This is a genomic window from Burkholderia sp. MSMB1078WGS (assembly GCF_001528895.1).
Classification (GTDB): domain Bacteria; phylum Pseudomonadota; class Gammaproteobacteria; order Burkholderiales; family Burkholderiaceae; genus Burkholderia.
In genome coordinates this window covers 329,400-339,708 of the sequence record NZ_LPDI01000040.1, presented here as the reverse complement: position 1 = coordinate 339,708, position 10,309 = coordinate 329,400, and the positions used below count along the sequence as shown (strand labels likewise).

General features: G+C 65.8%; 12 protein-coding genes. 2 read left to right on the top strand and 10 right to left on the bottom strand.

Annotated features, from left to right (window positions below):
* From WT24_RS12280 to WT24_RS12260, 5 genes are all read right to left on the bottom strand, one after another.
* Window positions 1–368: transposase (locus tag WT24_RS12280; protein ID WP_179949304.1), on the bottom strand; the 368-nt coding region annotated here is incomplete at its 3' end.
* A gap of 171 nt (window positions 369–539) precedes the next feature.
* On the bottom strand, window positions 540–1,580 hold the full coding sequence (locus tag WT24_RS12275) for a GlxA family transcriptional regulator (RefSeq protein ID WP_059782519.1): 1,041 nt from the start codon (window positions 1,578–1,580) through the stop codon (window positions 540–542).
* Between the two features lie 22 nt (window positions 1,581–1,602).
* Complete coding sequence (locus WT24_RS12270; RefSeq protein ID WP_060033673.1) at window positions 1,603–2,403, bottom strand: ABC transporter ATP-binding protein; 801 nt, start codon at window positions 2,401–2,403, stop codon at window positions 1,603–1,605.
* Window positions 2,404–2,423: 20 nt separating this feature from the next.
* The gene (locus WT24_RS12265) at window positions 2,424–3,137 is read right to left on the bottom strand and encodes an ABC transporter permease (protein ID WP_034206823.1); all 714 of its coding nucleotides are present in this window, start codon (window positions 3,135–3,137) and stop codon (window positions 2,424–2,426) included.
* Window positions 3,134–3,823 carry an ABC transporter permease gene (locus WT24_RS12260; RefSeq protein WP_006488734.1) on the bottom strand — a complete coding sequence of 230 codons (690 nt, stop codon included), beginning with the start codon at window positions 3,821–3,823 and terminating at the stop codon, window positions 3,134–3,136. Before WT24_RS12260 ends, WT24_RS12265 begins: the two co-directional genes overlap by 4 nt.
* 368 nt (window positions 3,824–4,191) lie before the next feature.
* On the opposite strand from WT24_RS12260, the gene WT24_RS12255 reads away from it, so the two are divergent.
* Together WT24_RS12255 and WT24_RS12250 are read left to right on the top strand one after the other, a co-directional pair.
* Window positions 4,192–4,518, top strand: a complete 327-nt coding sequence (locus WT24_RS12255; RefSeq protein ID WP_082742159.1) for a BrnT family toxin — start codon at window positions 4,192–4,194, stop codon at window positions 4,516–4,518.
* Window positions 4,502–4,798, top strand: a complete 297-nt coding sequence (locus WT24_RS12250; RefSeq protein ID WP_059501524.1) for a BrnA antitoxin family protein — start codon at window positions 4,502–4,504, stop codon at window positions 4,796–4,798. The genes WT24_RS12255 and WT24_RS12250 overlap by 17 nt, the downstream gene beginning before the upstream one ends.
* A gap of 3 nt (window positions 4,799–4,801) precedes the next feature.
* Here the strand turns inward: WT24_RS12250 and WT24_RS12245 are convergent, their stop codons facing one another.
* The 5 genes from WT24_RS12245 to hpnI all read right to left on the bottom strand — a co-directional run bounded on the left by WT24_RS12245 (window position 4,802) and on the right by hpnI (window position 10,130).
* A complete protein-coding gene (locus WT24_RS12245) occupies window positions 4,802–5,356 on the bottom strand; it encodes a hypothetical protein (protein WP_060033670.1) in 555 nt (184 codons plus the stop codon).
* Between the two features lie 88 nt (window positions 5,357–5,444).
* Window positions 5,445–6,494 carry a lysylphosphatidylglycerol synthase domain-containing protein gene (locus WT24_RS12240; protein ID WP_060033667.1) on the bottom strand — a complete coding sequence of 350 codons (1,050 nt, stop codon included), beginning with the start codon at window positions 6,492–6,494 and terminating at the stop codon, window positions 5,445–5,447.
* Window positions 6,491–7,375, bottom strand: coding sequence for a hopanoid biosynthesis-associated protein HpnK (gene hpnK, locus WT24_RS12235; RefSeq protein ID WP_059501528.1), 885 nt, complete (start codon window positions 7,373–7,375; stop codon window positions 6,491–6,493). Before hpnK ends, WT24_RS12240 begins: the two co-directional genes overlap by 4 nt.
* A gap of 3 nt (window positions 7,376–7,378) precedes the next feature.
* The gene (gene hpnJ / locus WT24_RS12230) at window positions 7,379–8,821 is read right to left on the bottom strand and encodes a hopanoid biosynthesis associated radical SAM protein HpnJ (protein WP_306453344.1); all 1,443 of its coding nucleotides are present in this window, start codon (window positions 8,819–8,821) and stop codon (window positions 7,379–7,381) included.
* Window positions 8,822–8,954: 133 nt separating this feature from the next.
* Window positions 8,955–10,130: a bacteriohopanetetrol glucosamine biosynthesis glycosyltransferase HpnI gene (hpnI, locus tag WT24_RS12225; protein WP_059501530.1), complete on the bottom strand. Its 1,176-nt coding sequence runs from the start codon at window positions 10,128–10,130 to the stop codon at window positions 8,955–8,957.
* Window positions 10,131–10,309 lie beyond the last annotated feature (179 nt).

Sequence of the window (10,309 nt, the reverse complement as noted above, 5' to 3'; positions counted from 1 at the left end):
TACATGGCGACGATCTTGTCGTCGAAGCCCGTGAAGCGCCGTTCGTGCTTGGGAATCAGGATGGGTTCGAAGCTGCCATCGCGGTCGCGCGGCACCTCGATACGGATCGGACCGTCTTCGGTCAGAACCGTCTTGGCCCCTTTGCCGTTGCGCTGATTCGTGGCGTTGGCCGGCTTGGCAGCACCGGGAGGGTAGCCGAGATGATGATTCATCTCGCCGCCCAGTGCCCGTTCGATCAGCGCCTTCTTGAGCGCTAGCGTCGCGGCATTGATGGCTTCGGCCGTCATCGGGCCGTTGCCGAACTGTTCGAGCAGCTCGGCCGGAATCGCCGGCAGTGCCACCGGCTGGGCTTTCGGTTTGCGAGGCATAAACTCTCCTTGGGAGCATGTTATGCCTTAAACACAAAATTCCTGACAGGCCCGTGACCGCTGCCCCGCGCAGGGGCGACGCTAATGGACCGACACGATCACGGGCATTTCACGAAAACCGCAAGCAACCCCGCGAACATCCCCCCAAAACCAAACCCCAAAAAACCACCCTCAATCCTTCCCCCGCTCAACGAGCGCCCCCCCTCGAGGCTCGCTGCCCCCGCCGGTCTGCTTCTCGAGCCAGGCTCGTCGATCTTCCCGCGGCGTGACGCCGAACCTCTCTCGATAAGCATTGGAAAAATGCGCAGCAGAAGAGAACCCACAGGCGAGCGACACTTGAACGACGGACTTGCTGGTCCGCTGCAACTGCGTTCTTGCCTTGAGCAATCGAAGATTGAGGTAATACTTGGAGGGCATCGCCCCGAGATACTGTCGAAAGAGCCGCTCCAGCTGTCGGCGCGACACGCCGACCAACCCGGCGATCTCATCGGTAGTCAGCGGATCCTCGACATTGGCCTCCATCAACAGCAACGCGTCGTTCAACCGAGGATGCCGCTCGCCGGGCGCGGTGACAAAAGGAATCCGCTGCCGCTCCTCGCCGCTGCGCAGCGCCCCGACCCCGAGCGCATCGGCAATCCGCTCCGCGAGGTCCGCCCCATGCTCCCGGCCAATCATGGCCAGCATGAAATCGACGGTTGCCTGCCCACCGGCACAAGTCGCCCGGTCGCGATCGATCTCGAAAATCTGCTGCGTGACGATCGACCGCTCGAACTGTTCGGCGAACTGCTGGTACGTCTCCCAGTTCACGCTTACGCGATACCCGGAGAGCTGTCCCGCCATCGCAAGCCACCACACGCCGTGGTGAATGCCGGTCACGACGGGCGTGCGCTGCCCGACCCGGGCGAGACTCGCGAGAAACAACCGGTAATCGGCAAACTGCTGAAACCGCTCCGACACGACGATCAACCAGTCGCACGCGATCGCATCGTTGAACGCCGCATCGGCATGCCATTGCGCGCCGCCCGCGAGCGGCACCGGCCGCCCATCCCACGAACACACCTGCCAGCGGTACAAAAGCCGCCCGTCGATCTCGTTCGCGAGATTCAGCGCATCGACGATCGGACCCACACCCGACATCGACACGGGCGGCAATGCAACGATCGCCACCTGCGTCGTGCGGGTGGCGCCTGCGGGACGGGACACCGGTACCACGGTTGAAACCTGCCCTGTCGCGTTACTTGAGGCTGCCCGACAGGAACTGCTTGAGCCGCTCGCTCTGCGGGCGCACCAGCACTTCCTTAGGATTGCCCTCTTCCTCGGTCCGCCCCTGGTGCAGGAACATCACGTGGTTCGACACGTTGCGTGCGAAGCCCATCTCGTGCGTGACGACGATCATCGTGCGGCCTTCCTCGGCCAGCTTCTGCATCACCTTCAGCACTTCGCCCACCAGCTCCGGATCGAGCGCGGAGGTCGGCTCGTCGAACAGCATCACGTCCGGATGCATCGCCAGCGCCCGCGCGATCGCCACGCGTTGCTGCTGGCCGCCGGACAGATGCGACGGATACTGCTTCTCGACGCGCGGCGGCAGGCCGACCTTCTCCAGGTACTCGCGCGCACGCTCCTCGGCTTCCTTCTTCGAAATGCCGAGCACGTGCACGGGCGCTTCCATCACGTTCTCGAGCACGTTCATGTGCGCCCACAAGTTGAAGTGCTGGAACACCATCGCGAGCTTCGTGCGGATGCGCTGCAGCTGCTTGTGATCGGCCACCTCCAGCGCGCCGGTCTTGTCGGCCTTCGTGCGCACGGCCTCGCCGTCGACGACGATCTGCCCCGCATTCGGCCGCTCGAGAAAATTGATGCAGCGCAGGAACGTGCTCTTGCCCGAGCCGCTCGCGCCGATGATGCTGATGACGTCGCCCGCCTTCGCGTCCAGCGACACGCCCTTGAGCACCTCGTTGTCGCCGTAGCGCTTGTGAATGTCGACCGCGGCAAGCTTCACGGAAGCGGACGCGCTCGTTTGAGTGATCTCGGCCAACTGGCTCTCCTCGAGTGAATTCAATGACGGGCGGCCGCGAGATACGCGAGCCAGTGGCGCTCCGCGCGGCGAAACGCCGCGACGAGTGCGAACGATACCGCAAGATAGATCAGCGCGGCGATTCCGAACGACTGGAACGCCATGTAGGTCGCGGAATTGGCGTCGCGCGCGACCTTCAGGATGTCCGGCACGGTGGCCGTGAACGCGACGGTCGTCGCGTGCAGCATCAGGATCACTTCGTTGCTGTACAGCGGCAGCGCACGGCGCAGCGCCGACGGCAGGATCACGCGGCGGTACATCGTGAACGGCGTCATCCCGTACGCACGCGCCGCCTCGACCTCGCCGTGCGGGATCGCACGGATCGCGCCGGCGAAGATCTCGGTGGTGTATGCGCAGGTGTTCAGCGCGAACGCTAGGATCGCGCAGTTGAAGCCGCTGCGGAAAAACGCGTCGAGCAGCGAGTGCGAGCGCACGAACTCGAGGCTGTACATGCCCGTGTACATCAGCAGCAACTGCACGTAGAGCGGCGTGCCGCGAAACACGTACGTGTAGAACCGCACGGGCATCGACACCCACTTGTTCCTCGACACGCGTGCGACCGCGAGCGGCACCGCGCACACGAAGCCGAGCGAAATCGATGCGACGAGCAGCCACAGCGTCACCGCGAGGCCGGACAGGCGCTGGCCGTCCCAGAAAAGGAACGCCTTGCCGAATTCCTGGAGGATCTCGATCATAGTTCTGCGTGCCGCACGCCCATGGAATAACGCTTCTCGAGCTGGATCAGCACGAGGTTGGAGACGGTCGTGATCGCGAGATAGATCAGCGCCGCGACGAGGATGAAGAAGAACATGTTGAACGTGCTCTTGCCGGCGTCCTGCGCGGCCTTCACGACGTCCGCAAGACCGATGATCGACACCAGCGCGGTCGCCTTCACGAGCACCTGCCAGTTGTTGCCGATGCCCGGCAGCGCAAAGCGCATCATCTGCGGAAACATGATCCGCGCGAACACGCGCGCGCCGCTCATCCCGTAGGCCGCGCCGGCTTCGAGCTGGCCGCGCGGGACCGACAGGAACGCGCCGCGGAACGTCTCGGTGAAGTACGCGCCGTAGATGAAGCCGAGCGTCAGCACGCCGGCCACGAACGGATCGATGTCGATCTGGTTCCAGCCGACGAGGTCGGTGAACTGGTTCAGCCAGATCTGGATGCTGTAGAACAGCAGCAGCATCAGCACAAGATCGGGCACCGAGCGGATCAGCGTCGTATAACCGGTCGCGATCGCTCGCAGCACCCGGTTGTGCGACAGCTTCGCCACCGCGCCGATCAGTCCCAATGCCACCGCAGTGGCGAGCGACAGCACCGACAGCTCGATGGTCTGCACGGTGCCGGCCCAGAGGACAGGACCAAAGCCGTAAAGGAACACGCGCGTCTCCAGAATTGAATGAATGCCGACGCGTATGCCTGTCCCGCGCCGGGCTGACGCGGATAGTCGCAAGCGAAATTGATTGCCTCAAATCCCCGTGCACGCGTTTGCTGCGTCGCAGCAATTCGTCCCACCATTTGTGCGCACGACTTACGCCGCTGTTTCAAAAGGGAAAAACCCGTTTCCTGACAGTCTCATGACACGTCGGGAAGCGGGTTTTTTGCAATTTTCCGGTCGCTTTTTCGATATAGCGCCGCACTGGCCATCGAGCCGAATGGGCATGTCCGGACACACGCCACACAATCGCTCGCTCATGCCCGCGACGCGATGCGGGCCGATTCGATGTCATCCGCGGCGACGCCTCATTTTTGCATCTACAAAAACTTCTTGCCACCTCATGTTTTTCGCATCCACAATTAGTCGGAATTCCGTTCGTTTTCGATGATGCCAAGGATCTGTCGAACCGACTGAAACATGGCATATCGCTGCGAATGGCCGAATTCGCCGAGTGGGACGCAGCGTGCGCGTGGCCGGACGTTCGTCGCGATTACGGCGAGACGCGCTGGGTCTGCCTGGTGCCGATCGGCGCGCGCCTTCACACGGCGATCGTCGTCCCGCGCGGCCGCGCGCTGCGTGTCGTCAGCCTGCGAAAAGCCAACAACCGAGAGATGATTCGATATGAAGAAGGCGGTTAAATTCATACGCAACACGCCCGAGGAAGAAGCGGCGATCGCGCGCGGCATCGCCGCCGATTCGGACGCCCATGAACTCAGTGACGAAGAAATCGATGCGATGGAGCCATTCGTCGAGGTCGTCGCGAAGAAATTCGGGCGCCCGAAGCTCGAGCACCCGAAGGAACAGGTCAGCATCCGCTACGACGCCGACATCCTCGCCGCGTTTCGGGCGGACGGCCCCGGCTGGCAGACGCGCATGAACGACGCGCTGCGCGACTGGCTGAAGAAGCGCCGCGCGTAAACGTCACCGCCCTTTCAGGATGTCGGAGCGCGAAGTCGTATAGACGAGCCCGTCCGGGCCGAAATGGACGTTGAAGAACGCATCGGTGTTGACGCCGTCCTCGAGCCAGCGCCAGCTCCAGACCGTCTCGGGCTTCAGCGGGTATTGCGCGATGTCGCCAGGCTTGCCGAGCAGGCGTCGCACCTCGTCCTCGTTCATCCCCGGGCGCACTTTCGCGAAATTCTCTGCGGTCAGCACTTGCGTCGCGCCCGTGTAGCGCCCGTTCGCATCGAGGTCGACGAACCAGGTCTGGTTGCCCATCGGGCCGCGCGGATATTCGAGACGCTTCGAGCCGTCGGTGAACGTGCGCTCGGTCTCGGGCTTGCCCATCGTGCCGCGCACGTCGGCCTCGGTCGATTCGCCGACCTTCAGCCCCTTCAGCAGCAGCGGCGCGGGCTTGATCGCGTTGAAGAAGTCCTTGATACGTTGCACGTCGAGATGGCCTTGGTCGTCACAACCGGTTAGCGCCAGCGCAGCGGCCAGCATCGTCACGGAAAGCAGCCGGAAACGGAAAATCATCGGAAGAGTTGCGCGTGTAGGAAACACGCGGCAAGGATACCCGCGCGACGCCGAAAGCGCGAGACGGGCCGTGCGCCCCGTCCCGGATTCAATGCGTCGTTTCCGTTTCGGTCCGGGTTTCGGACGCCCGATTCGCCGGCGGCGCGGTGCGCGGCACGGCCGGCTGCGCGCCCAGACGGCGGCGCGTGCGCAGCAGCTCGACGAGCTGCCACGAGCCGAGCGCGAGGCAACCGAACAGCACCTCGCGGCCGCGCTTGACCACCGCGAGCGACAGCGCCGTCTCGCGGTCGACGCCGAACATCTGCGCGAGCAGCACGACGGTCGCTTCCTGCACGCCGAGCCCGCCCGGCACCATGAATGCCGCATGCCGCACCGCCTGCGTCATCGCCTCGATCGCGATCGCGCCGCCGATCGACACCGGGTGGCCGAGCAGCGCGAGCGCCCAGTAGATCTCGAGCGCGCCGAGCACGTAGCCGGCCAGTTGCCAGAAGAAGGCGCTGAACAGCAGGCCCGTGCGCGACATCAGCGAATCGATGTCGGCGTCGAGCCGACGGCCGTCGACGCCCTGCAGCAGCCGGTGCGAATCGCCGAGCAGGCGGCCCGCGAAACGCTCGATCGCATGGAAGATGCCGCCGCGCCGCATCAGCACCACGCCGAGCACCGGCAACGGCAGCGTCAGCAACAGCGCGAGGCCGATCGTGCCGCCGCCCATGTTGTCGGTTGCCGCGAGCAGCAGCACGAGGCCGAGCGCCGCGAACGCATACTGCACGACGATCGTCACGAGCACCTCGACGATCACCGACGCAGTCACACGGCTCGCGTCGGGCACCTGCCAGCGCGCGAGCCGGATGCCGACGATCTCGCCGCCGATCCCGACCACGGGCAGCAGCCGGTTCACGGCCTCGCGCACGGTCGCGATCCACCACAGGAACCGCAGCGAGCTGCGCCGGTCGAGCAGCAGGTGCCACGCGTACGCATCGAGCAGCAGCGGCAGCGCGTGGAACGGCACCAGCCACAGCAGCGCGTAGCCGGCGCGCGCGAGCATCTGCGACACGTCACCGACGCCTTCGTGCAGCCCCAGCGCGAGCAGGATGCCGATGCCGATCGGCCAGCCGAGCCATTTGATCCACTTGCTCATGACGGCTGGGCTCCCGGCGCCCGCGACGCGTGCGCGCCGCGCCGTGCCGCGGGCTCGCCGAATACGGCGGCGAAGCCGCCGGTCGCGACGCCCGCCGCCTTCAGCGCGGCCGCGACGCGCGGCGACAGCAGCGCATCCAGTTCGTCGACCGGACGGTAGCCGGCCATCGTCGGCGTGATCGGGCCGTCGCCGGCTTCGGCCGGATGGCAATAGATCTCGCCGACACCCGGCGGCAGCTTCGCGAGCGCGTCGAGCAGCACGGCCTCGTCCATCGCGCCCGTCCGCTCGATGCCGACCACGTAGTCGTTATGCGCGAGCCCGGCCCGGTTCAGCCGAGCGCGCACCAGCGCGATCCACGGCTTGAGCCACGCGGGCGCGCCGGTTTCGTACGGCAGCCGCACCGCGCGCAGCCCGTAGTCGCGGCCGATCTCGACGATCATCGACAGCACGGTCGGATGCAGGTGGAAATGCTTGTGCGCGTTCACGTGGTCGAGCGGCAGGCCGCTCGCCGCGAACGCATCGAACTGCGCACGGATTTCGCGGCGCAGTTGCGCGCGAACGTGCGGCAGGAAGAAAAAGCGACAGCCGTCCTTCGCCATCGCGTCGCCGAATCGCCCGTCGGGGCCGACGAGTGCGGGAATGTCATGCGCGGGAAGCGTGGCCGGCCCGTCCGCGAGCACCAGATGCAGGCCGACCGCGAGCGACGGCAGCCGCCGCGCGCGTTCGATCGCATCCTGCGCCGCGGGCGCACCGACCATCAGGCTGGCGGCGTTCAGCACGCCGTCGCGATGCGCGCGCTCGACCGCCGCGTTGACGCGCGGATGCAGCCCGAAGTCGTCCGCGGTGAAAATCAGCGCCTGCGCCGCCCGCTGCGTCGCCACGGATCAGGCCTCGTGCGCGCGCAGGAAGCGGAAGAACTCGACGCCTTCGCGCAGGCGACGCTTCATCATGTCCCAGCTCGTCAGCATCTCGCGCACGATCTCCCAGATCTTCGACGGACGGAAGTAGAACTGGCGATAGAACTGCTCGAGATGGTGATAGATCTCGTCGCGCGACAGGTGCGGATAGCCGATCGCGGCGAGCTGCACGCCTTCCTTGCTCACCAGGTTGATGGTCTTGTTCTCTTCCATCCAGCCGTTTTCCACGGCCTGCTTGTAGAGCGTCGTGCCCGGATACGGCGCGGCGAGCGAGACCTGGATCGTGTGCGGGTTGATTTCCTTCGCGTACTCGATCGTCTTCTTGATGGTCTCCTGCGTCTCGCCCGGCAGGCCGAGGATGAAGGTGCCGTGGATCTTGATGCCGAGCTTCTTGCAGTCCGCGCTGAAGCGGCGCGCGAAATCGGTGCGCACGCCCTTCTTGATGTTCACGAGGATCTGGTCGTCGCCCGATTCGAAGCCGACCAGCAGCAGGCGCAGGCCGTTCTCCTTCATCACCTTCAGCGACTTGTACGGCACGTTCGCCTTCGCGTTGCACGACCAGGTCATGCCGAGCTTGCCCAGACCGATCGCGATCGCTTCGGCGCGCGGCAGGTCGTCGGTGAAGGTGTCGTCGTCGAACATCAGTTCCTTCACTTCCGGCATGTTGTCGCGGATCCACTTCGCTTCCGCGAGCACGTTCTCGACCGAGCGCGTGCGGTAGCGATGGCCGCTGACCGTCTGCGGCCACAGGCAGAACGTGCAGCGGGACTTGCAGCCGCGGCCCGTGTAGATCGACACGTACGGATAGTTCAGATAGCCGATGAAATAGTTGTCGATCTTCAGGTCGCGCTTGTAGACGGGCGCGACGAACGGCAGCTCGTCCATGTTCTCGAGGATCGGACGCGCTTCGTTGTGCTCGATCGAACCGTCCTTCGCGCGCCAGCTCAAGCCCTTGATCTCGGGGAACGGCTTGCCTTCGGCGAGTTCCTTGCAGGTGTAGTCGAACTCCTCGCGGCACACGAAGTCGATGGCGTCGCTCGCCGTGAGCGAGTTGTGCGGATCGACCATCACCTTCGCGCCGACCATGCCGACCAGCATCGACGGCTTCATCTTCTTCAGATCCTGCGCGAACATCGCGTCGGTCGGGAACGACGGCGTGCTCGTGTGGATGATCACGAGATCGTAGTCGTTGGCGATCTTCAGCGTCTCCTCGACCGACAGGCCGTCGGCCGGCGCGTCGACGACGCGGCTGCCCGGCACGAGCGCGGCCGGCTGCGCGAGCCAGGTCGGATACCAGAAGGAACGGATTTCGCGCTTCGCCTGATAGCGCGAGCCGGCTCCGCCGTCGAAGCCGTCATACGAAGGGGCCTGCAAGAACAGCGTTTTCATGAATGCTCCGGTAGCCTGCATAGTTCGTTTCGTTACAACGATTCAGTCAAAAAACCGCGGGCCGCCATGCCGGCGCCCGCCTCTCCGTCATGTCGCGCCGCGCGGCTTCGCCGTGCGACGCGTCTCGGCCCGCGGGCCGGTTCGATCGACAGCCCTAGCGGCCGTCCACTGCTTCCACGGCCGCCGTCGCGCGCTCGCCGCCGACGACCGTCATCCTTGCGCCGCGCCACACGACCTGCGTGCCGAACGCGGCCGCGAGCCACTCGAGCGCGAGCAGCGTGTCGCGCACCGCGACGAGCGGCAGGTCGCGCCAGAACGCGCGCCAGCCGTCCTCGCCGCGCGCATGCAGCACGAGCCGCCCGAATGCGCCGACCGCAGCCGCTCCGCCCGCCAGCCAGCCGGCGAAGGTGCCGTCGAGGCGCAATGCGAGCGCCGCGCCGATCGCGAGCCATGGCACGGTAAACGTAATGAACAGGAACGCGAAGCCGGCCGGGTTCAGCGAACGAATCGTGCGCAGCCAGCGCGTCTCGCGGTGCCATAGCGGCCCGAACGACGGTTCGATCACGTCGGTCGCGACCTCGACCTCCGACAGCACGGTGCGCCGCCCGAGGCGGCGCGGCAGCTCGGCCAGCCAGAAATCGTCGGCCAGCTCGTCCTTCAGCGCGAAGAGACCGCCGATCCGGTCGAGCGTGTCGCGCGTGAGCGCGAGCGTCGCGCCGAAGCCGAAACGGCTCGAGCGGCCGAGGTGCGTGATCCGCACCGACGGCGCGAACCAGGCGTCGACGAACTGCGCGCCGATCCGCGTCCAGAAGCCGCCGACGCTGCGCGCATGATACAGGCACGTGACGACCCCGACCGACGCGTCGGCGAGCGGCGCCGTCACGCGCTCCAGATAGTCGGGCTGCACCGCGATGTCGCTGTCCGCGATCACGATGCGGCCGTATTTCGCGCGTTCGGCGAGATTGATCAGGTTGCTGACCTTCAGGTTCTTGCCATGCACGCGCGCGTCGATCACGAGCGTGATGTCGCACTCCGGATGATCGGCGCGCAGCCGCTCGACGATGGCGATCGCCGGATCGGCGGACGATGCGACGCCGAACAGCACCTCATAGCGCGGATGGCGCTGCGCGCAGAAAGTCGCGAGGTTTTCGTACAGGTGCGGCTCGGCGCCGCACAGCGGCTTGAGCACGCTGACCGGCTCGAAGCCGTCGCGCACCGCCGTGCGCGGCGTGCGCGGCCGCGGCGCGAAGGCCGCGACGAGCGCATAACCGGCCGCGGCCAGCGTGAACGCGATCAGGAGCCAGTCGAGCAGCGTGACGGTGGGCGTCATGCGCGACGCCTCCCGGCGGCATGGGCGCCATGGCAAACGCTTGAGCGCGATTGAGCGTGATGCGGTTTTCCGACAACGACGAACGCGGGCACGACCCGACTCCTTGTTCCAGCAGCGTCTGTAAGGGGGAGGCACGACCCGTTGTTCGGGTTCGGCCATGCCCGGCTTCGCGTGGCGTA

What these genes read in the sequence shown, in the direction of transcription:
- WT24_RS12265 (WP_034206823.1), bottom strand. Translation starts at nt 3,137, where the DNA reads ATGATCGAGATCCTCCAGGAATTCGGCAAGGCGTTCCTTTTCTGGGAC.
- WT24_RS12250 (WP_059501524.1), top strand. Translation starts at nt 4,502, where the DNA reads ATGAAGAAGGCGGTTAAATTCATACGCAACACGCCCGAGGAAGAAGCG.
- WT24_RS12245 (WP_060033670.1), bottom strand. Translation starts at nt 5,356, where the DNA reads ATGATTTTCCGTTTCCGGCTGCTTTCCGTGACGATGCTGGCCGCTGCG.
- WT24_RS12240 (WP_060033667.1), bottom strand. Translation starts at nt 6,494, where the DNA reads ATGAGCAAGTGGATCAAATGGCTCGGCTGGCCGATCGGCATCGGCATC.
- hpnJ (WP_306453344.1), bottom strand. Translation starts at nt 8,821, where the DNA reads ATGCAGGCTACCGGAGCATTCATGAAAACGCTGTTCTTGCAGGCCCCT.
- hpnI (WP_059501530.1), bottom strand. Translation starts at nt 10,130, where the DNA reads ATGACGCCCACCGTCACGCTGCTCGACTGGCTCCTGATCGCGTTCACG.